Below are 23313 nucleotides of genomic sequence, written 5' to 3'. Positions count from 1 at the left end.
CGCTGTTCTTTCACGCGAAGGCCAGGATCGCAAGGACGCCGGCGAGCAGCAGCATGGCGCGGCGGTAAACTGTCAATCCCCGATCGATGTCGGCGGCAAGCGGATCGCGCGCACCTTCATTCAACCATGGCTCGTTCGTGGTGCTGCCGTGATAGATCCGCGGACCGCTGAGCCGCACGCCGAGCGCACCCGCCATGGCGGCTTCCGGCCAGCCGGCATTGGGCGAACGGTGACGGCGTGCATCCCGCGTCATGCACGACAGTGCCTCGGATCGCTGGGGCGCCAGCAGCACGAACAGAAATCCGGTCAGCCGCGCCGGGATGACATTGGCGACATCGTCGATGCGCGCCGCGGCCCAGCCGAAGGCTTCGTGGCGTTCGGAGCGATGGCCGATCATGGAGTCCAGCGTGTTGATCGCCTTGTAGCCCAAAATGCCGGGCAGACCGAACAGCGCGCCCCAGAACACCGGTGCGACGATGCCGTCGGACGCATTCTCGGCGAGGCTCTCGATCGCCGCGCGCGCGATCCCGGCCTCGTCGAGCGTCAGGGGATCGCGGCCGACGATGCGCGAGACCGCGTCTCGGGCGACGGCGATGTCACCGGCCCGCATGGGATTTGCGACGGCAGCCACGTGGTCGAGCAGCGAACGCAAGGCGACCAGCGGCCAGGCCACGACGCCGACCAGCACGATCTGGATCGAACCCAACGGAAGCAGAGACTGAAGTGCCCAGCCGAGCGCGACGGAGAGCCCGATCACCGCGAGCGCTCCGGCGAGACCAGCGGCGCGGCGAAATGCCGGCGGATCGGACGGTCGATTCCAGGCGGTGTCGATGGCAGAGATCAGCCAGCCCAGCCATGTGACGGGATGGCCGATGCGCGCGAACAACCACGACGGCCAGCCCAACAGGGCATCCACCGCCATCGCCACCGCCATCGCGCCCGCAAAACCCACACCCGTCTCCTGTCCTGCCCCTGTTGCGCAAAGGGTGGCCGGAGCGCAAGCCCCTGATTGGCGGATTTCGGCTTTGTTTTTGGCCGCGTTTGGTGATTAGTGCAGGCCCACAGGAGACCTTTATGGCCGTCATCTTGATCACCGGCGGAGCGCGATCGGGCAAGAGCAAGCGCGCGGAAATGCGCACGCGCGCCTTTCCCGGGCAGCCGGTCTATCTCGCGACGGCCGAGGCTCTCGATGCCGAAATGGAGGCGCGCATCGCCAGACATCGCGCGCGCCGCGGAACCGACTGGATCGAACGCGAAGTGCCGCTCGGTCTCGTGCCCGCGCTGCTCGCCACCGACGGCGGCGGCGCGCGGCTCGTCGATTGCCTGACGCTGTGGCTCTCCAACCTGATGCATGCGGAGCGCGACTGGGAACGCGAGATCGAGGAGCTTGCCGGCGCCCTGCCCCGGTTGAAAAGCCCCGTCGTTCTCGTCACCAATGAAGTTGGCCTTGGCATCGTGCCCGACAACGCGCTGGCGCGCAGCTTTCGCGACGCCGCCGGGATCATGAACCAGGTCATCGCTGAAGTCGCCGACGAAGTCGAATTCGTCGTCGCCGGCCTGCCGATGAAACTGAAATGATGCCGCGCGACCAATTCTTGCGAGACGTCATCGCCGATCTCAGGATGGCGGCATCGTTCGTGACGATCCTCCCCGTCGCATCGTCGAAGCCCGCAGCCGACGGCGCTGTCGCACGCGCGACATGGGCGCTGCCCGTCGCAGGACTGCTGGTCGGCCTTGCCGGCGCCCTGGTCTACAAGGTCGCCAGCCGGTTCGGTCTGGCACCGAGCCTCGCCGCCCTGCTCGCGCTAGCCGCGACCGCCCTCGTCACCGGCGCACTGCACGAGGACGGCCTCGCCGATACCGCCGACGGGCTCGGCGGCGGCTGCACGCGCGAGCGCAAGCTCGAGATCATGCGCGACAGCCGGATCGGCACCTATGGTGTCTGCGCGCTGATCCTGTCGTTCGGCCTGCGTTGGAGCGCGCTCGCGGCGATCGCCAACCCGTGGGCGGTCGCGCTCGCGCTGTGCGCTGCGCATACTGCGGCCCGCGCGGGCTTGCCGGTCTTCATGTCACAGATCGCGCCTGCACGACCTGACGGTCTGTCGGCGAGCGCCGGGTCACCGCCGGGCCGCAGCATCGCCATCTCCTTCGCTGTTGGAATCCTCGCGCTCACGCTCGCGCTTGGGCCGGGCAAGGCGCTGGTGAGCCTGATCCTGCTCTGCCTCGCCGGCCTGATGCTGGCGCGACTTGCCATCCGCCAGATTGGCGGGCAGACCGGCGACATCCTCGGCGCATTCGAGCAGACTGGCGAGATCCTGATCCTGCTGGTTGCCGCAGCTTTCCAGATCGGAGGGTGACGCGATGGTCGAATTCGACGACACCTTCCGCCAGCACTTGCGCGAGCTGTTCGTGTGGCGCCGCGACGTGCGCCGCTTTCGCGCCGATCCGCTGCCTGACGGCGCCATCGATCGCCTGATCGAGACGGCCTGTCTCTCGCCTTCGGTCGGCCTCAGCCAGCCCTGGCGCTTCGTCATCGTCGACGACGACGCACGGCGTCGCGCCGTGATCGACGACTTCAAAGAGTGCAACGCCGACGCGCTGAATGCCTATGCCGGTGAGCGCGCAGCGCGCTATGCCACGCTGAAACTCTCGGGTCTCGAACAGGCCCCCGGCCACCTCGCCGTGTTCGCGGACAAGGCCAGCGACGTCGGTCACGGCCTCGGCCGCGCGACGATGCCGGAGACGACGGAATATTCCGTGGTCGCGGCGATCACCGCGATGTGGCTCGCCGCGCGCGCCGATGGCATCGGGCTTGGCTGGGTCTCGATCCTCCATCCGGATCGCATCCACGCCATTCTCGACGTGCCCGATACCTGGAAATTCATCGCCTATCTCTGCATCGGCTATCCGGAAGTCGAATGCGAGCAGCCTGAGCTCGAGTTGGCGAAATGGGAGCATCGGCGCGGCGCGGACGCGTTCACCCTGAAGCGCTAGACGACTCAATGTCCGCTACGGTAGCTCAACGATTCTGCGTTGCGTGAGCACTTTCAACGCCGCACCCACACCACATCGCGTATCTTTCAGATTTGGATCATACGTAGCGTCACGTCCGAACTTTCCGGAAACGTACAAATTGGTGCACCCCCAGATATACGGCGATCTGGCATTGTGATTCCGATAACCGAGCCCGTTGTAGGTTTCCAGCCGGAATAGGACAGTTCCGACGCCGGACCAATCGATGCCTTGCCAACCAACGAGGGTTAGGAGGTCGATTGTGCTATCCTCCCAAGGGAACGGCGGATCACCCTGCGAAGGATGCCCCTTCGGCACATTCACAGTTCTGGCGGACAGCGGGTCGCCGTTCAAATGACGCGAAAAATCGAAATTGACGTCACCGTGAAGCAACGCCACGACGTACCATGGCACACTGGTCTTGGTTTCAATGGCTTGGTATCGCTCCTTGTTGGCCTGGATGCGCCCAACCATCTTATCGACATCGGACATGCGCTGAGGATCAATGATGGCCTGGTCAAAGAGTTGCTCAGCCTCCGATTGAATGGCTTTCGAATCGAACCGCGGGGCAACGGCCGGTAGGCTCGGCACAGTGATATTGCTGTCCTGCCTTGCGTATCCGACCTCCGCGTAATTCCAATAGAGCTCTCTTCGCAAGGCCGCCATTTTGATCTGTTCGGCCTCGCTCGGTTTAGGAAGCGCGCTCAGATGCGCCGCGTCCATCTCCTTGTCATTGATGCTCTTTCTTATCGCGTCGCGCCGCTTCTCCAGCTCGTCATGATACAGCCTCCATTGGTCTCTGCTCTCCTTGTCCGAGACATAGGAGAAGTATTCCGAGAAGCGCAGACGCAGTTCGATGTCCTGGTTCAGAGCCGTGTCGATGAATTTCGAGATGTAGGTTTGGTGTAGATCCTGGGCCTTGCCCTCGATCTCTTTTTGCTTGAGAGCAACCTCCTGCTCGGCTTTCCTGAGATCGAGCCGCGCTTTGTAGGCTTCGACCGCGGCCGGAATGGCGACAGCCACGCCGCCACTGATCAGCGTGCCCCAGATGGCCTGCCAGAAGCCGAGGCGCAGGCGATAGCGCTCCAGGCTCTGCACGACCGGCTCGGTTGGTTCTGTGGCGGCCATCTGCGTTCGCCCGTCCAGTAGCGGAACTGGCCTATGCAACCGCAAGGCGTCGATTTAATCAACCCCGGAATGCTGATCCGGGCGGCCAGGTGCTGCCGAACCACTCCGCCGAAATCACTACGACTTGCTCCTGCCGGCAACCGCCGCCACAGGTGTGGCGCTCTCCTGCTTCTGGAACATCAACAACGGCCGGAGAATGACACGGCCATAGGCCTCGTAGTGGTGCTGGGTCGAGACCGCCATCTTGAGCGGTGTCGCGTAATTGGCCTCGAAGGTCATGAACGACGCGTAAGTCCAGGAGAAGCCGACGCCGACCGAGCCCAGCTCGGTGATCCCGGGGAACGTCGAATACACCGCACCCCAGTCGGTGAAGATGTAGGTGTCGAAACCCCTGAGCCATTGCGACCAATTGTAGTGCAGCTCGGCGTTGAAATAATAAGCCACTGTCGCCGGACGCCGAGTTGGAGGGATAACCGCGCACGGTGGTGGGACCGCCGATCGAGAAGATCTGGTCGCCCGGCAGCAGCTTTTCCTGCGTGTACTGCCAGCTCGCCAGCACGTTGGTGCTGAAATTTGCAGGTCCTGCGGCGCTGGTCGCGAACATCGAGCCGGTATAGGTGTTGAACGTGCGATTATTGCCGAGCACGTGGTCTTGCCACGTGATGTAGTTCACCGCCGGCGAGACCGTGATCGAATAGGTGTTGCCGGAATTGGTCACCGAGAGGCCGGCCGTGGCCTTGTCGTAATGATCCTGAGTCACGGCGACCGTGGCGAAGCGGCTGACCGTCTTACCCTCGGTCTCCGCGGCGTTGAGCAGCACCAGCCAATTCTGTGTCACCCAGACCGGCTGGCTGAAATTGACCGCGGCCTGGCTCGAGCGTCCGGTGACGTCGAGCGCGACGAACGGTCCCTGGATGATCTTGATCTTGCCCTCGGTATAGCTGACGCCGGCGCGGCCGCCCCAGGGATTGACCGGGATGCTGTAGGCGACGTTGCCGTTGAGATTGCCGTCGGAACGGACGCCGTAGAAGGTCAAGCGGTCGTCGACGCCGAACAGGCCGTGGCGTTTGTAGAAGGCCCCACCCTCCCAACGCCCGGTGTTTTCCGCGCCCTGGTTGTCGGTGAAGAGCTGCAAGGTGTCGACCGGCGGCTCGATCACGGCGAACTGGAGATCGGTCAGGCCGAAGCTCGTGCCGGGCTGCAGCAGCGCCTTGATCTGCACGTCGTTGGTACGATTGAACCAGATCACGTCGCGATTGAGTTTTGGAACGTCGAGGACCTCGCCTTCGGGCTCCTTCACGCGCTGAAGGATGTACTCGGTGCGGGTCTGCTTGTTGCCCTCGATGGTCGTCTTCTGGAGCCGGCCTTCGGTCAGCTTGACGCGGACGATGCCGCCCTTGGCATCCTGCTCGGGCAGCGTCGCGATGCCCGTGACGATGCCGCGCTCCGTATAGATGGCGTTGATGTCGGCGACGAGCTGCAGCAGCGAGGCGATGTCGACGTTCTTGCCGACATACTTCTTCGCGATCTCGTCGAGCTCGGCCGGCGTGATGAACTTGGAGGCGTCGAACTCGACCTTGCGCAGGCGGAATTTCGGCCCGCCCGGCTTCAGGAGCTGGGACTTCTCCCGCTCGCCGCCGATCACCGCCGGCCCGTTGAGCTTGGGCGGCGCGCTCTGCTGTTCGAGCTGCCGGCGTTGCCGGTCGACGTCGCTCTGGATCACGCCGGGATTGATCGACGGAATCTGCGCCCGCGCGGGGGCGATGCACGACGCTGCCAGCCCAAGCCCTAACGCTGCCCTCCAAATCCGCATCCCTGGTCCCGTTACCATGCCTGTGCGAGACGGCCGATGGCCGGCTTCGCCGCCTCGATCGCCGCGTCCTTCCAGCCGGTGCGTCCCGCGCGCTGGCCCTGCCGGCGCAGCTTGCGCATGTCGCTCAGCCCCTCGATGTTGACGGCGGGACCAGAGCCGATGGTTTCGACCGGCAGCGGCGTCAGCAGCGCATCGAGCCGCGCCTTGCCGGAGAGACCGAGCAGGTAGAACGTCCCCCCGTCCTTCTTCGCGAGCCAGGTCTCGATGCTCTCGGTGCCCTCGCCGTCGACCGAGACGTTGCGCACCATGCTGGCGCCGGTGAAGTCGTTGCAGCAGGTGTGGGTCGGCCCGTAATTGGTGACGGTCGCGGAGACGTCGCCGGTGTAGAACACCACATAGGCGTTGCTGACATTGGCATTCCCGACCTGGCTCATCGTGAACACGCCACCCGGCTGGTAGAGTTGGAGCGACGGCCAGTTGGACGGCGCCGGCGTACGGTTGTTGAGCAGCACCTGCTGGGTTCCCGTGGTCAGCATCAGCTGACCCGGCACATAGCCGTTCAGGATCGCGACGGCGTGGGCGTCGGTCCAGAAGTTCGCATCCACCACCCTGAATTGGTTGATGATGATGCTGTCCGGATCGATGGAGACGTTGGCGGAGGTCGCGGTGCCGCCGTTATGGCCGGTGATGTTCATGATCAGCGGAACCGACGGGTTCGAGCGGACCTGCTCGCCCTTGACGTTGATGGTATCGGCGGCGAGATCGAGTTCCTTGACCACGCTGACCCAATCGATGGTCAGGTCGCCCGACGAAGTCAGCTTGATCACATTACCGCTGACCCGGTCGAGCGAGACCGATCCGGCCACATCGAAATGCGTATCTCCGCTGGCCGCGATCGATCCGCCACGGAGCGAGCCGGTGTCGGACTTGACGTTGAGGTCGCCGGCGTCCCCCGGGATGCCTGTCGTGGTGAGCTGGCTGAAGACGATGTCGTTGACGGCGTGCAAGGTCTGTGTGCCGCCGCTGATGGCGGTGCCAACGGTAATCCCCCCGGCAGTCGCAGTGACGTCGAGTGTGCCGCCGGCCGTGAGATTATCCCAATGGACCACGGTGCCGCTCAGGACCGCGGTGCCGGTCGTCGCCGTGAGGTTATGACCGGTGTTGCTGCCCGCCGCGATCAGCCTTGCCGAGCCGTTGGCGGAGACCGAGCCGAGCGTGGTCACGCCGCCCGACATCACCGTCTGCGCCAGGATGAAGCCGTTGTCCGCATTGACGTTGATGCTGCCCGCATCGCCGCTGTAGCCGGTGGAGGTGAGCGACTTGAACGTCACGTTCTGGGTGGCATGGACCGTCTGCGAGCCGCTGCTGTCGGCGGTGCCGATGACGATGCTGCCATTGTTCGCGACGGCGCTGAAGGAGCCGCTTGCGCCTGCATCCGTACCTGCCAGCACCTGGTCGAGCGTCAGGCCACCGCTGCCGAGGATGTCCACGCTGCCCTTGACCGCCGAGAGCAGGCTCGCCTCGGTGTCGGTCAGAGACTTCAGATAGATGTCGCCGGCACTCGTGCTTGCCGACAACCGCGCGGCGCTGAGGATGAACCGGCTCGTCGCGTTGCCGATGCCGTTGGATGCGCTCAGCGAAACTTCGGCCCCGGAGCCGGACGCGACGAATTTGGTCTGGCCGTCGCCATTGTCGATGATCGCTCCGAGCGAGGCGACACCGCCGGCGGTGACGATGATCGAAGCTGCATTCGAGGCCGCCGCATAGGATAGCGATGAATTCAGCTGGCCGATGCTCGCGTCGCCGGTGGTGGTCACGGAGATCACGCCGGCCGCGTTGATGGCGGAGTAAGCTCCCATCGACAGTGTCGCGGCTACCAGCGTCACCCCGCCGGCGCTGCTGGTCGCCGTCACGGGGGCCGTGCCGGTGCCGGCCGCGAAGGTCATGCCACGGTTGGCGAGGAGCTGCATCAACCCGCCGCTGGCGAGGTCGGCATTGATGGTGAGCGCGCCGCGCGCAACATTCAGCGTCAGTGCACCGCCGGATGTCAGCGTCCCATAGGCGCCGTTGGTGCCGACCACGAGATCGCCGGTGACCGCGAGGATGCTGAGATCGCCGAGCGCCGAGCCGGTCACGGTGCCGGAGATATTCACCTGCACCGGCTGGAAGGTCGAGCCGTTGAAGCCGATGCTGCCGCCGGCGCGCAGATCGAGGTCGGTGCCGAGAATATGGATCGCGGTTCGATCCGTGAAGCCGGATTCGGCGTAGATGCTGCCCGTCGCCGCGAGCTGGATTGCATTGCCGGCGGCAATGTTGCCGAGGATGAGATCGCCGGTGGTCTGCTTCACATAGATGCCTTGCGCCGACGAGACCTGGTCGAGCTGGTCGTTGCTCGGATCGGCGAAGGCGATCTGGATCGCGTTTGCGTTGGTCGCGGGATTGCTTCCGGCAGCGCCGGGGGCACCGACATTGCCGTGCTCGGCGATCAGAGTCAGATTGCCGATATCGCCGGAGATCACGGGCGTACCGGTCACGCCGGCGGCGGCGGTGATGCTGGTCACGGCGTCGAGCTTGACGTCGCCGCGGCCGGTCACCTCGATGCCGTTGGCCTGCGCGGCCGCGATCGGGCCGTAATTCGCGGTGATGCCGCCGAGCGTGAGGCTGTTCTTGCTGCCGAGATAGACGTTGGTCAGCGCCTTGGCCGAGATCGCGATCGGGTTGTCGACAACGACGAGGTTCTGCTGCGACAGGCTGACCGTATAGGTCACGACGTGGGTGGTCGGATCCGTGACCGCGCCGACGGTGAGCTGACCCGGACCGGCCGTCGCGAGCAATCCCCGCTGCGCCGGCGTCAGCGACGAGGAATCGACGCTGGTGAATGTGAACGTCTGGGGCGCTGCCGAATTGCCGACCGAGCCGTGCGGCGCGTAGAGCATGATCTGGTTGGCGCTGACATTGGCCACGACGTTCTCGTCGATCGGCGGCGGTGCCGCGCCGACGGCCGACGACGAGACGGTGTAGGCAAGCTGGCTCTGGGTCCACTGCGCGCCCGCGGTGATGATGCCGTAGACCCGCTCGGTCGACGCGAGCGAATAGGCGTAATTCGCATTGTAAGTGTTCAGCGCCGTTTGCAGCGCCGTATTGCTCGGTAGGCGCTGATTGGCTGTCGTTACGCCGTCGAACAGCTTCGTGAACAGGGTCGACGACAACGAGCTGCCGAACACGGTTCCCAGCGGATCTGCCGGTGCGGTGCCGAGCAATGCCGTCAACGAGGTTTTGAGCTCGTCGGTCGTGATCTTGCCGAGCAGGAACTGGTCCCTCAGGAACCGCGTCGTGGCCTCGACCTTCATGTCCGTCGTCGAGACGTTCGCGGGATCGATGCCGAGCTTGGCCGCCACCTGCGCCCGCAGCACCGTCAATCCCACCGAGGTCGGGTTGTAGGTGCTGCCGTTCGCGAAGGCGATGTTCTTGAGCTGGAAATAGTCGTTATAGGCCGAGGTCACCATCGACTGGTAGCTGTTGACGGCGTTGGTCGCGGCGTTGCCGCTGAGCAGGTCGAGGCTGGTCCAGACGTCCTGGAGATGCTGGCTCTGCGCCTGGGTGAGACCAACCGCCGCCCTTCCGTTCAGGATGCTGGCCTGGTTGCCGTCCGAGCCGGCCGCCTCGAGGAACACCGGGCCGCCGCTCGACTGGACCGTGCCGAGACGCAGATCGCCCTTGGACTGCACGATGTAGGTGCCGGTCGCCGATGCGCTGTCGAGAACTCCGCCGTCGACATTGCCGCCGGCCTGAATCGTGCCCGTCGCCTGGATCACCAGCGGATTGATATTGGTCAGGGTGCTCGCACCGTTGATGACGGCGCTCGTCGCGCCGATCGCGCCGGCGGTGGAGTTGATCTCGACGTTCTTGCCGATCACGACGGGGTTGGCGACGTCGTAGGGCGAGGCCGAGTTGATGTCGCCGGTCGCCGAGATAAAGACGCTGCCCTGCGGCGTGCTTCCTGCCGAATTCACCTTCACCTGGTTGATCGAAAGCGAGCCGACGGCCGCGATCGCGATGTCGTGGTCGATCGAACTGGCCGTCAGGCTGCCGCCATAGACCTGCACCTGGACGGGAACGCCGTTCGCGCCGATCGTGCCGATGCCGCCATCCGCCGAGAGAATGACGCTCCGGCCCGATATCATGGGATTGTTCGCGTTCGTGCCGCTGGTGATGGCCGAATTGGCCCCGGTGGCGCTGACCGTGGTCGTGCCCGAGAGGTTGTTGATCGGACCGTTGACGACGATGCCGGAATTGGAAGTGACCAGAACCGTGCTGTTGCCGCCGCCGCTGAACGAGATGTTGATCGGGTTCGACGCCTTGACCGTATTGGTCAGCGTCAGGGTCAGGTGATCGTAGATGTTCTGGTACCAGTTGTATTGGTTGTCCGTGCCGCAGCACTTCTCGGGATGGGTGTTGCCGCCGCCGGAGTGATAGGAGCCGGTCGCGGTGACGACTTCCTGAAAGTTCGATGTCTGTGGGCCAGTGCTGCCGCCGCCGCCCTGGGCCTGTTGCACGTCCGAAACCAGGCTGATGGTGCGGGTCCAGTTCTGCCCGGTGGCCGAGTTGGGCGTATAGTGCCATCCGTAGTCGAACTGCGTCGAGCTGGTCGGACGATCCAGCATAGCCGTATCGACCCACTGGTAGAACATGTTTGCCTTGGTCGCGTACTGGATGCCTGCCGTGCCGCTGAGGCTGGTCAGCATCGTGTCTGTGTACTGGCTCGCATTGACGCCGCTCGTCTGATACGTCGACACCTGCTGGCCGCCCGCGGCGGAGGGATTGTAGACGTACCACGTCGTCTGCTGCTTGAGCTGATCGACGATCTCGATCACGCTCGGCGCGCTGACGCCGGTATTGATGGTGTTGGTGACGAGCTGCAGGCCGGTCGTGTTGTTGACCGTGATCGAGCCGGCGCCACCTTTGACCGCGATCGTGCCTTGGGAGACCCCATCCTGGGTCGAGGTCGAGATGATCTTGCCGTTCAGATAGACGTAGCCGCCCGAGCCCTGCACCACGCCGTTCACGAGGATCTGGTCGGTGAGAGCGTTGTACTTCACCCCGATCTTGATGTCGCCGGCGGCCCCCGTCGTCGCAGACGCCGTGATGTCGTAATAGCTGCCGTTCCGGGCGTTGACCTGGGCCTGGGCAAAGTCTGCGCCCGCATTGCGGCTCTTGAGGTCGTTGATGGCGGTCAACGTGGAGCCGCCGATGTCGACCGAGTAATCGCTGCTCGTGCCGCTCTGGATAGTGCCGTTGATGTTGATGACCCCCGCCGAGATGATGATCGCCTTGCCGAAGATGAAGGGCGCGTTAGCCGGCGGGTTGGTCCCCGTGCTCGAGTTCGCGGCTGAGTTCGAAGACGCAGTCTTCGGCGTGATCACGTCGGGCTGGATATTGACGACCTGGAAGTAGGCAGAGCACCCCGCGCAATTGAATGGCGAGTAATACGTGGCCGTGTGGTTGGTGGTCGTGGTGTTGCCCTGCGCATCTGTCGAGGTCGTGGTGTAGTCGTAGGTCGAGTTGCTGTAGACGCCTTGGCCAGTATAGGTATTCCGCTCCCACGGCGCGGTGGAGATGGTCTGAACCGTCGGCCCCTCCATGATTGCGAGCGTAGCAGCGTTCGGCACGCCGCCGGCGTTCGGGTTACCACTGCCGGGCGCGCCCTGGCCCATCGGCAGGAAAATCGCCGAATAGAGCGACAGGCCGTCGTAATACAAATCCAGCATGCGCGCGGTGAAGATGGTGCTGTTGCTCGCCGTTTGCTGAACGCCGTTATTGCCGTCGACGCAACAATAGTAGGAATACGGGTGACCGCCGCCCGCGCCGATGTGCGGGCTGTTCGCGTAGTCGCCATAGGCGCCGAGATAGGTCGCCGCCGCCATCACCGCCGTCAGCGTGTCGTCGTCACCCGGCTTGAACTCGACACCCGACCATTGCGAGAGAACATCGTGGTTGGAGGTGTAGAAGCTGCCGATGCCGCCGAGGAAGACGAACGAGCCGTTGGGCGCCACCATCTGGACGGTCGCGGCGTTGAGCGACTGCGAGGCGACGATGCTGCCGAGATTGTTGGTGATCTTGAGCAGGCCGTTCTCGTTGTTGACGACGCCGTCGAAATAGATGTCGGGCGTGCGGGTCAGCTGGTTGCCGTTCTGGTCGACGCCGAGCCCGCTGGAGGGATCCAGGCGATTGTAGGTGGCCGAGATGTCGATGATCGGCGTCGCGCTCGGCGTGGCGGTGAAGGTCACATTGGAGTGCGAATCCGGGTCGACATGGTCGATCTGGCGGTAGGTGACGTTTCCTCCGGTGATATTGGTGACCGTGAGGTTGGCCAGGTCCATGAAGTCGAGACCCCTGTTCTCGATCTTGATCATCGGCGAGCTGCGCGCGATGACCGCCGGCGCAATCGGATTCGTGCCGCTGTTTCCGGTCAGCTTCTGCGCCAGGATCGAGACGTTGCCGGCGGACACCAGCATATCGCCGAACGCGAAGGCATTGCCGGCGGCGTCGGAGGTATACGGCGCCTGCTGGATCAGCGCGTTGATCTGGCGCTGGAAGTCGCCGGTCGGATCGGTGCCGGATGGCGACATCGTGGCGGGGGCCGCGGGCGTCGCCGCCGCGAGCTGTGTGCGGATCTGCGTCGCGGTCAGGCCGGTCAGCGCGGCGAGCTGGTTGACGACGCTCTGATAGGGATTGAAGCCGCCGACGATGGTGTACTGGACCACCTGGTGGTTCCAGCTCATCATCGGGTTGAAGTGATCGACGTCGGCGACATATTCGAGCGTGGGTGTCGACGAACCGCCGGACAGCAGTGACGAGTAAGGACTCGTCGTGCTCGCAGTCGGCGCGCCCGCACCTATGTCGATCGTAATGGTGATATCGTTGTTGATACCCGCGACCACGAGGCCATTGAGCGCGACATCGCCGGTTCCGCTGGTGTGGCTGTGATTGTCGCTGTTCTTGGCGCTGAAGATGTCCAGATACGGATTGTAGTTGCTGCCGTTGCCGGAGGCCGTGACCTGACCCTGGGTCGCTCCCAGGGAAATGTTCTGGACGCCGAGCACGCTCGAGGTGTTGGCGAGCGTCAGGCTCGTAGTGTCATCGGCATTGGCCGTGCCGCGGTAGAGCGTCGAGATCGGAATGGCGGTGTTGTTGTAGACGACCGTCGTCGCGGTAGCCTGAACGCTGCTGAAGATGATGGTGTCGCCCGACATGCCAGCATAGATGTTGATCTGGCCCCAGGCCTCGACCTTGGCGTTGTTGCCGACGGTGACAGCCTGGTTGGCGTGAACCCAGCTGTTGGTGCTGGCGCCGACGCCGGCGATCGCGCCGTAGAGACTGGCATTGGCGTTGTTGGCCGCCGCCATCTTGGCGGCCGTACCGATATAGATCTTGCCGGCGCTGAAGAGTTCGCGGGCATTGATGTTGACCGCAAGCGTGGCGTTCGCCGTCATGTTGGATTCGGCGCCGCCGCCGGCGAAGAAGGCGGCCGTGGCCAGGCTCGCCGTGTCGTTGGTATCGAGCGTGTTGTAGGCCTCGATGTTGATCACCGCCGCCGATGTCCGCGGATCGCCGTTGAGGCTCAGCACCGTCCCGGCGCCGATATTGGTGGTGACGGTCTGGGTGACATGCGTATTGCTCAGTGCCGCAGCACCCGCGAACACGCCACCGGAGCCCGACCGCGCGCCGCCACCAGCCTGGTTGACGATGTCGTTGGCGATGACCACCATGTCGCCGCCGGCCGAGTTGATGATCAGATGAGGTCCAATGTCGACGGTCGTGGTCGCGTTGACGTCGTTCTGCGCGCTGCCTCCGGAGACGCCGGCCGTGGACGCCTGGTACGCATCGCCGCTGGCGGCATAGTTCGTGGTGTGCTTGGCCTGGACGTTGAGGCCACCGAAGAACAGCGTGTCATCCGTCGTGCCGCCGTCGAACCGCGCATTGGTCACCGCGGTCGAGCTGGTCGTTGCGACCGCGGCAGCGCCGGCATAAGTGCCACCCGCGCCAACGGTCGCGTTGGAGACGTTGATGTCCTTGCCGGTCGCCGTGATCTGGAGGATGCCGGTGTAGTCGGCGTGATTCAGATGGGTCGCGTCCATATCGTCGGGGGCGCCCAGATAAGCGTAAGTGTGCGCGCTCGACGACGTCTGGGCGACCGTCGCACCCACTGCCAGGAAGCCGGTCGAAAGGCCGGTCGCCTGGGCGTATTGGCTGCTGTCGTTCTGGGCCGTGATGACCACGTCGGCGTTGGGGAGCGTTATCCCGGTGCCGCCATACGCGCTCACCGTCGCGTTCTCGGAGGCCCTGGCGTAGCTGCCCTGTGCGCCGATCAGCGAGCCACCGCCGCCAGCGAGCGACCAGGCGTAGGTCGTCGTGCCGCTCGTTGGAACCAGCGCCATCGCGGTCACGGCGAGCGCACCGCCCGAGAAGGTGGTGTTGTCGCCGACATCGGCCGTGACGGTGGCCGTCACCATCGATTCCGCGACCGACACGCCGATGGCGCCGCCGCCGACCGCGACGCCGATCGCTTCGCTCGAAAGATTGGGGGTGAGCGATGCCGACACCAGCGTGCCGACGCCGGCCGCGGAGGTGGTGATCGAGGCGCTGGAACCGATCTCGGCCAGAACAGTCGAATTTTCCTTTGCCGTCGCAACTGCGCCGTCACCGGCGACGATACCGCCGGCAACCGCCGTCGCGGAGGCCGACATTGCGCCGGCCTCGCCTGCGCCAACCGCAAGGGTCGAGCTGTTCACCGTCGCGTTCGAGAGCACCTTTGCCGCGACCGAACTGGATCGTCCCGTGGTGGCGATCGACACCCCGATGGCCGCAAGGCCGCCGGTGCCGCCGCCCGCGGTCACGCTCTGGGTCGAGCTGTCCATCGCCATGACGGCGACGCCGGTGCCGCCCGTGCCGGTGACGGAGCCGCCGAGCTGGGCTGTCACGGTGTTGGCGACGTTGCCGACCGCCACGGCAGCATCCGCGCCGAAGTAGAGCGCTGCACCGCCGGCAATCGCCTCGCTGTCGACGGTCTTGCCCGAATAAGGGCCGGTGTCGGCGTCCTTGACCCGGGCGGCGACCGTCACGGAAGGCGCCGCAACGATCGCGCTCAGATTGGCGAGCACGCTGCTGTTGACGCTGGTGTAGCCGATGCCGGCACCGATCCCGACATTCTTGGCAAAGCCGGCGCCGAGCAGGAACATCTTGGTCGCATTGGCGCTGGTAGCAGCGACGTTGACCTGCGTGCCGGTGACGTTGCCGCCCGCGATCTGGGCGGTGACACCGTCATTACCGCCCGTCAGGACGGTGCTGACGTCGTAGGTCGAGGTTGCGTTGGCGTTGCCCGGATTGCCCGAGGTGCCGCTCGCGACCGCGTCGCTGCCGTGCGAGGAATTGGTGCCCGCGTTCACCGACGCGAGGGTGCCGTTGTTGCCCTGGTTGAGCTGGCCGGTCTGCTCGCCCTGCGTATCCGGATCGGCGGTGTTGGTGCCGACGATGATGACGCCGACGGTCGCACCGATGCCGACACTGCCGCCGATGCCGGCGGTGACCGCGTAGGACAGCACTTCCTTGGTGCTGAGCGCGCCGACGTTGATCGCGCCGGACGAATTGAGGTTGCTGTTGCGGCTTTCCGCAATGGTCTGGCTCTTGAAGACGATGACGTTGGCCGCAGCGCCGACGCCGACACCGGATCCGCTGGCGGCAATCGAGAGCGCGCCGGCAATCTCCTTGATCGCGACGTCTTCGGTGGCGTTGATGGTGACCGCCCCAGCCGCGCCGCCCGTGGGCGATTGCAGCGTGGTGTCGTAGACGCCCGCGATGGTGGTGTTGTTGGCGATCTCGATGTTGGCCATGCCGGCGATCGCCGCCGTGCCGGTCGAAAGCGCCCCGCCGATTGAATAGGCCTGGAAGCGGTTCTTCGTCGTTGCCTCGACGTCGAGCGCGCCGCTCAGATTGACCGCGGTCGTGTGCGCCGCACCGTTGCCCTGGTAGTGGAACTCGTCGCCGACATAGGCCTCGGTCCGGTTCGCCGAGACCTGAACCAGGAACGCCGCGCCGATCGCGGCCTGGCTGCCATAGGCGCCCGAGCCGTTTGCCGACGCGATACCGGTGGCATCGTAGGCATTGACCGTGAGCGAGGACGCCGTGAGGGAGCCACCGTCGACATAGGCCTCGGTGGTTGCGACGAAGACGTTCAGCCCGACCGAGCCGGTGCCGAAACCGACCGCGATCGATGACGCGTCCTGCTCGGCATTGGCCTTCACGGTGACGACGCCCACTGTTGCGCTCGTCGACTGCACGCCGCCGACGGTCGCATTGGTGATGTACGCCTCGGTGTCACGCGACATCGTCGTGCTGAGAATGGTCGCACCGCCGCCCCCGCTCCCGGTCGGCGGCACCACGCCGGCGCCGAACGCGCCCGAATAGGAGAAGCTGCTGGCGGCCACGTCGATCTGCGGGTCCAGCGTCGAACTTGCGAGCCGCGTGTCGATTGCCGCGCCGTCGATATAGGCCTTGGTGGATCCGCTCATCACATTGGTGATCGGATTGATCATGATGGAGATGCCCGAGCCCGCAGACACGGTGGCAACGTTGGTGACGACGGCCTGGTGCGAGCTGGCGACGACGGCGAGGCCGCGTACACTCTCCTGGGTCTCGCTCAGATCGGGCGTGGCGTCGGTGGGCGCGCTGAAGCCGCCGAGATCGATCGCGTGCGCGAGCGTGCCGCTGTTGACCGAAAGCACGTCGCTCGTGCTGGTTCCGAGCGCATCCACTTTCGTCGTCGTCCCGCTGATATAGGCCGCGGTGGTGCCGGTGATCTTGTTCGTGACCATCGAGCCCGCGCCGCCGGCCGCGCCCTTGCTGATGGACACGGCGCCGGCAAAAACACCCGCTTTGTCATTATTGCCGGCAATCACGGCAACGTTGTCGTTCGCGGTGACGTCGGCCCCGCCGGCAATGCTGGCGGTGACGTTGGTTCCCATCAGATTGGTGGCGACCGAACCGGCAAGGCCGATCTGCGAGGAAATCGCAATACCGACGGCAACCGTCGAGATATCGGCATTCGAGTTCACGTTGACGACGACATTGCCGGAGGCGGTCAGCTTGGAGCCGGTGACACCGGCACTGACGTCGTTGGCAATGCTGCTGTAGACGAGGGCCAAGCCCGCTGCGCTGCCTTGCGTCGAGGCGCCAGCGACGGCGGCGGCGCCGGTGATGCTGGAATTGTCGGTCGCGGTGACGGAGATGTTGGAGGCCGTCACGGTCGATTGCGTCGTGTCGGACTGGTTGTTGCCGATTGCCGCCGAAACATTATTGGCGATCGAGCTGATTGTCATGCCGCCGACGCCGGCAAACTGGCCGGTCGCCAGGCCGAAGCCAATCGTGACCGACTGGATCTTCGTGGTGTCGACCGCATTCACACTGACGCTGCCGATCGTCGACATCCGCACGTTGGCGATATAGGCCGAATGCGTCGTCGCGATGGTATCGTACACCATCGAGGCGCCGACATTGTTCTTGCCGGCCTGGATAATGCCCGCAACGGAGATGATGCCGGCGCCCGGACCGTTGGCCGCGCCGCCGTTGAGCGCCGCTGCGCTAAAATCGATGCAGTTCTGCGTGCCACCGCCGGCGGCGGCCGTGCAGGTGTCCGATGCCAAATGATTGTTGTTCGACTTCTTGACGAGATTGCCGAGCGCCGTATCGAGGTCCGACACAGCGCCGCTGTCCGCCAGCACCGTCACACGGCCGACATTGATGTTCACCGTCGAGTTGCTGCTGATATAGGCCGTTGTCGTGGACGTGATTTCGTCGACGACGATCGAACCCGACAGGCCGTTCGACCCTGCCCCGGCCGACGCGGCACCGGCCGCGATGATGCTGGCATTGTCGGCGAGCACCAAAAGCGAGTCGTAATTGCTGATCGAGGTGGACTTGATGTGCGCGTCAGTCGCGTTGCCGCCGGAGGGATCGCCGATCGAAGCATACGTCATGGCGACGCCGAAGCCGCCCTGTCCGCCGGAAATATAGAGCGAACCGCCGCCGACCGCGATGTTGCTGGTCTGATAGGCATCGACCTCGAGAGCCCGCAGGACGCCTGTGCTCCCGCCGGCGATCGTCGAATTTTCGATGTAGGCCTGCGCACTGTCGGTGATGATGCCGACGGACAGCGCGATCGAGGCGGCGTTGGACCGCGTTGACGCGGCAAGGCCGATCGCCACGACCGTTTCCGATCCGCCGTTCAATGCCTGCACGGTCACGGACTGCTGGTTGTTGACCGTGGAGTTGGAGATGGAGGCTTTGGTCACATTGTTCGAGATCGCCGCGGCGATGGTGCCGTCGACGGCCACGCTCGTCGAGCCGGCGCTGCCTCCCAGATTGGCGGCGGCGCCGCCCGAGCCGTTGTTGAGGATGGTGTCGTTGAGCGCCTGGACCAACAAGGTGGCCGTTGGGCTCGGCGAGTAGCGGTTGATCGTGACGCCGGTGCTCGAGGCGGTCGTGCCAAGGCTCACATCGCTGATGGAGGAGCTGCCGGCAAGATCGATCGTGAAGCCGCTGCTGGAGGCGCCCGACGACGACCCAACCTTGGCCAGCGCGGTTGAAATCCCGCCCGCTCCGCCGGTCGCGGCTGCGCCGACGGCACCGGCCTTGGTGCCGAAGTCCGAAACCGACGGTTCCGAGATCGCAGCCGCAATCGACGCCGCGGTGATCCGGCCCGCGGTCGTCGCGGAAATCGCCAGATGGTCGGCCGTGACCGACCCGTTACCGCTGCCAGTTCCCGAGAACGGATCGTCCGAACTGAACGGGCCCGGGCGGATGTCGCCGTGATTGTCACCGACATAGGCGGCGGTGTCGGTGGTCGCGCCGAGATAGGCGACGGCGAGGCCGACGGCGGAGTTGCCGCCGGCGGACACCGCGCCGGCAACCGACAGCATCGACAGATCCTGCTGGGCGAGCACATTCACCGTCGGAGCCGACACCGTCGCGCCGATGCCTATCGAGGCATGGGTCGTGTTGTTCACGAGCGCAATCGAGGTGATGCCGTTCAGCGCGAGCGCGCCGGCCGCCTTGCCGGACGTCGGCGCGACGCCAAAGAACTGGTCGGTCGTCGATGCCGTGACGGAGACGTTGTCGGTCGCGCCGAGCGACGCGCCGGACGCCACGCCGGCGACCGTGTTATTCCAAAACTGGACCAGATTGAGCGCGCCGCCCAGCGATGAGCCACCCGAGGTGTTGCCGGGAAGGAAGCCGAGCGTGCCGACATTGCCAGCAGCGTCAATCGAGGCCGAATAAGCCGTCGCCGCGATGGCGAGCGTCGCGTCGAAGGCCTGCGTCGCCCCGCTGTCCAGCGCGGCCGTCCACGCGCCGCTGCCGCAACTCGCAACGGTGCAGGTCGACGTCAGGCTGGCGCCGGTCGCAACCCATGCCGTGGTGTTGTTGTGAACCATGAAATTGTTCAGCGACCCCGAGATGCCGACGGTGTCGCCTGCGTCAGCGGTCGCATTGGCGTAGCTGGTCAGGATGCTGCCGCCGACGCCGAGATTTCCGTTGAGATGCCTCAGTACGTCGGTCAGCGAGGCCCACTGCGTCCAGGTGTTGGTGATCGGCATATAGGTGTTTGCCGAGACGCCGATCTCCGGCGCATTGATCAGGGTCCCGCCGCCGATATAGGCGTTGGAATTGTGCGTGAAATCGCCCCAAGCGACCGCCGCGGCGACGGCCGTCGATTGACCATCGACCGGGCTTGAGCTGATCGCCGAGGCTGTGGCAATGCTGCGCACGCCCACGTCGATCACGTTGCTGATGACGGCGACGTTGCCCGACGTATAGATCGACGGTGCACCGCCGCTGGGGTTTTGCGCAATCGCTGCCGTCGCGCTCTCCGTGCTGCGCGCGATCGTCAAGGCTGCTGCTGCCTTCAGGTTCAGATCGGCGGTGAAGAGCGTGCTGAACTGCTGCGAGAACAGGCCTGGATCCATCGTGCCCACGACCAATGCCCCTTGCAGACCGGCGATCAGCGCCGGCGTGCCGGTAATGGTCGAGGACATCGTCGAATTCGATGTGGTGTTCGAGGTCGCCTCGACCGTCACCGAGCCGGTCATCCGGTTCGACGTGCCGGACCCCAGCGACGAGCCGAGGGTCGCGGTCGCCGCGGTGTTGACGTTGCTGATCGCGACGGCACCGCCGACGCCGCCGTTCAAGGCCGGATTATCCAGTCCCACGGAGGTCGCAGACGTCGAGAAGCTGTTGTTATTCAGCGCGCGCACCGCGAATCCACCGGTCGATCCGATCGCCGTGCCGACGCTCAGGTGGGCGCCGGTCGCGACGTTTGCCGTGGTCGTCACCGACGCCGTCGAATAGGCCACCGTCGCCACGAGAATCGCGCTCGAGGTCAGCGATACGGCAGTGACGTTCATCGTGGCATCGTTGGTGGCCTTGATGTCGAGGGTACCGCCCGCGCTGATCGTCGCGTTGCTTGCGACATTGGTGGTGACGTTGCCGGCGATGTTCCCGACCACGACCGCCGCGCCGACCGGCGATACGCCGAAGAGCGACGCGGCGATAACGGGATCCTCGGCCCTCTCCGATCCGTAAGCGCTGATCGAGACGTTGCCGCTGCCGGAAATATTGGCATGGCCGTTGATGTTCACGGTCGCGGTTGAGCTCGCCGCGACATAGCCTCCGTTGAGGCCCAGGATCATGCCGGGGACCGACTCGCCGATCAGCGCGAACGTCGAAGCGAGCGAACTCGTGAAGCTCGCGACTGCGGTGGAGCTCGCGCTGATCGAGATCGCGCCGCCGGTGATCGTGCCGTCAACGGTGATGCCCGTGGTCGCATGGGCGTGGCCGGACATCAGGGTCTGGCTTGCCGTTGCAGTCAGCGTGACACTACCGCTGCTGTAGGTCGTTCCACCAACATTGATCGCCTGGGCGAGGATCTGCGCCCCGTTGACGATGCTGATGGTGGGCGCGTCGATCTCGACATTGATGGCGTTGCCGACGGAATGAGTTTTGGTGGCGTCGAGGTTGCGGGCATCGATCACCGCATGCGCGGCCAGCGTGACCGAATTGTCGGCCTGAACCAGATAGGTGCCACCAGCGCTGAGCGCCGCGATGGCGTTGGCCACGGACGTGTTCCCGAGGGTTACGCCGACGTCGCCCTGGCTGGCGTCGCCGATCACCACATCGGTCGGGTCGATCAGCAGCGTGCCGGCCCGGCCGTTCGGTGCGGCAAGGTTGATGGTAACGCCGCTGCCCACGTCGATGATGCCGTTTCCGCTCAGCTCGACCAGGCCCGCATTGCCGGTTTTCGAGCTGGCATTGATCTTCGCGCCGCTCTTCACGGTCACGTCGTTGCCGGCCTTGACGAGAACGCCGCCGGCATCCGCGGTCCTGCTCGCCGTGCTCAACCGCGCATTCTTGCCGAGTTCGGCCTGGTTGCCGGCCACGACCGTGATGTTGCTCGGCGTCGTGGTCTTGCTGCGCGCGGTCAGCCGTCCGTTGACGCTGGCGTTGTTGACGGCGCCGATGTGGATCGAACCGTTGCGCACGGAAATCGCGGCGGCGCTCCGCAGCCCTTTGGAATTGACCGAGGCCGCGAACTTCGCGGCGTGATCGAGATTGGCAATGTCGCGCTGGCTGGCACCACCGACAAGGACGTTCTGCCCGGTCAGGCGCACGCCATCGATGGCATTGACCCGGCCGTAGATCCGGATGTTGCCGTCCGGCGAGACCGGGAACGAGCCCGCCATCAGATTGGCGACAGCCGAACCGTTAATCTGCCCCTGCGCGCCGATCAGGCTGTCGGTGAACTCGCGCGTCGGCGTCGAGACGTTGAGGCTGCCGACATTGACCGTGCCGCTGCGGCCGACCACGAAGCCCTTGGGATCGGCGAAATAGACGTTACCGCCGATCGCGCCATTCATGTAGGAGTTCAGTGTTCCGTTGACGTAGACCGGTGCGTCGCGAACGATGTTGACGAGATTTTGCGTGCCGGTCGGCAATTGCAGATTGACCGTGTTGCCCTGCCCGACGCTGAACTGCGAGAACGAGTTGAAGGCACTGGTGCCGGAGACGGTCGACGTCGTGACGTTGGTCACGCTGCCGGACGTCTGAAGGCTGGTCCCGGTGCGGCCGTCCGGCGTGATCACGTTCGCCGGCTGCGCCTGCAGGCGGACGCTGAACACCGGCAGGAAGACCATCTGCATCGCGCAGAGCAGTGACATCGAACGGAAACGCGCAAGCCCCCGCAGCGTCAGCTCGTCATTGTCTCGCCTTGCAGATGGTCGGCGCATTTCAGATCCTCTTCATCGGCACTGGGGCCGATCCACAACCGGGTGGGAGAATGTCGTGGCAGCGCGGCATCAGAACTGGCCGGGCGGCAGCTTGAAGATGTCGGGACTTTTGGCGTCGGCGACGTAGAACAGCAACAGGCTGGTCGGCGTCAGCACTCGCTGGTTGTTGTCCTTGTTCTCGAACGTGCCCTGGAGAAGCAGGATGACCGAGCGATCCTTGGCGTCGCTGCCGCGGAACATCACGATGCCGCCGTTGACGGGCATGTTGACCGCGATGGAATCGGGCTTGAAGCCCTCGCTGAGGAAATGGGCGCGCAGGATGTTGGCGTTGGAGAACAGCTTTTCCGGCGTGATCGTCGTGTCGGTGCCCTTCGACCAGACCGCCCCGATCTGGATCAGAGACTTCGACTTGTAGCCGAACACGTAGGAGAGCTCCGCGGTGCCGCCGTTCGGCAGCAGCTCGGGCGCCGAATAGAGCAGGCTGTGCGTCAGCTCGGACGCATTGTCCTGCGCCCTGACGGCGTCGGGCTTCGCGCTGAAATCCTTGGCTATCGCCGCGCGCACGTCGGCCTCGTTCATTCCGAACTTGGCGGAGCGGAAGCCGTCGATCGCCTTGGAGTCGATCGCCTTGGACTTGTCGTCCGGGGCCGTGGTCTCGGCCGCGGCCGCCGACGTCGCGCCGGCAGCGACCGGCGTCCCGGCTGCTGCGGGAGTGGCACCGGCGGCGGCAGCTCTCGGTGCCGGTGCCGCTTTCTGCTTCGGCACGGCGACTTGGGCCGCAAGGGGCCCCGCTGCAACAGAGGTGAGCAGGCCGACGAGGGCCGGAATGAGATAGATTTTGCGCATCGAAAACCTTCGAAAAAATTTGAAACAACGCTTCAAAAATCGGCAGCTACGAAATCGACCTTCCCGAACCGTCATCACGACCGGGACGGAAAATGTTGCAACGCCGCAGTGCGTTACAAGGTGTCACGGAGGAGACAAGGTTCGAAACAGCGACTCTTTGGCGGCGTAGGAATACGGTAT

8 protein-coding genes are annotated in these 23313 nt (G+C 64.9%); 3 read left to right on the top strand and 5 right to left on the bottom strand.

Annotated features, from left to right (window positions below; translation table 11 throughout):
- Positions 1 to 10: 10 nt before the first annotated feature.
- A complete protein-coding gene (cbiB, locus tag AC0L3U_RS18885) occupies positions 11 to 952 on the bottom strand; it encodes an adenosylcobinamide-phosphate synthase CbiB (protein ID WP_473362738.1) in 942 nt (313 codons plus the stop codon).
- Positions 953 to 1074: 122 nt separating this feature from the next.
- Between cbiB and cobU the strand changes: the two genes are divergently transcribed.
- Genes cobU through bluB form a run of 3 tightly spaced genes read left to right on the top strand, consistent with a single transcriptional unit; the run spans position 1075 to position 2994 of the window.
- Positions 1075 to 1578, top strand: coding sequence for a bifunctional adenosylcobinamide kinase/adenosylcobinamide-phosphate guanylyltransferase (gene cobU, locus AC0L3U_RS18880; RefSeq protein ID WP_473362737.1), 504 nt, complete (start codon positions 1075 to 1077; stop codon positions 1576 to 1578).
- Positions 1575 to 2357 carry an adenosylcobinamide-GDP ribazoletransferase gene (gene cobS / locus AC0L3U_RS18875; RefSeq protein WP_473362736.1) on the top strand — a complete coding sequence of 261 codons (783 nt, stop codon included), beginning with the start codon at positions 1575 to 1577 and terminating at the stop codon, positions 2355 to 2357. The genes cobU and cobS overlap by 4 nt, the downstream gene beginning before the upstream one ends.
- Positions 2358 to 2361: 4 nt before the next feature.
- Entirely contained in the window at positions 2362 to 2994 is a 633-nt protein-coding gene (bluB, locus tag AC0L3U_RS18870) for a 5,6-dimethylbenzimidazole synthase (protein ID WP_473362735.1), read from the top strand.
- Between the two features lie 15 nt (positions 2995 to 3009).
- Here bluB and AC0L3U_RS18865 read toward each other — a convergent pair whose 3' ends face one another.
- The 4 genes from AC0L3U_RS18865 to AC0L3U_RS18850 form a co-directional block, all read right to left on the bottom strand.
- Positions 3010 to 4140: a hypothetical protein gene (locus AC0L3U_RS18865; protein ID WP_456765042.1), complete on the bottom strand. Its 1131-nt coding sequence runs from the start codon at positions 4138 to 4140 to the stop codon at positions 3010 to 3012.
- 58 nt (positions 4141 to 4198) lie between these two features.
- Entirely contained in the window at positions 4199 to 5953 is a 1755-nt protein-coding gene (locus AC0L3U_RS18860; protein ID WP_473362734.1) for a ShlB/FhaC/HecB family hemolysin secretion/activation protein, read from the bottom strand.
- Between the two features lie 11 nt (positions 5954 to 5964).
- Complete coding sequence (locus AC0L3U_RS18855) at positions 5965 to 22287, bottom strand: leukotoxin LktA family filamentous adhesin (protein ID WP_473362733.1); 16323 nt, start codon at positions 22285 to 22287, stop codon at positions 5965 to 5967.
- Positions 22288 to 22356: 69 nt separating this feature from the next.
- A complete protein-coding gene (locus AC0L3U_RS18850; protein ID WP_473362732.1) occupies positions 22357 to 23133 on the bottom strand; it encodes a hypothetical protein in 777 nt (258 codons plus the stop codon).
- Positions 23134 to 23313 lie beyond the last annotated feature (180 nt).

This window comes from Bradyrhizobium sp. Kon69, assembly GCF_055807515.1.
This window is presented reverse-complemented; position numbering and strand designations above follow the sequence as displayed.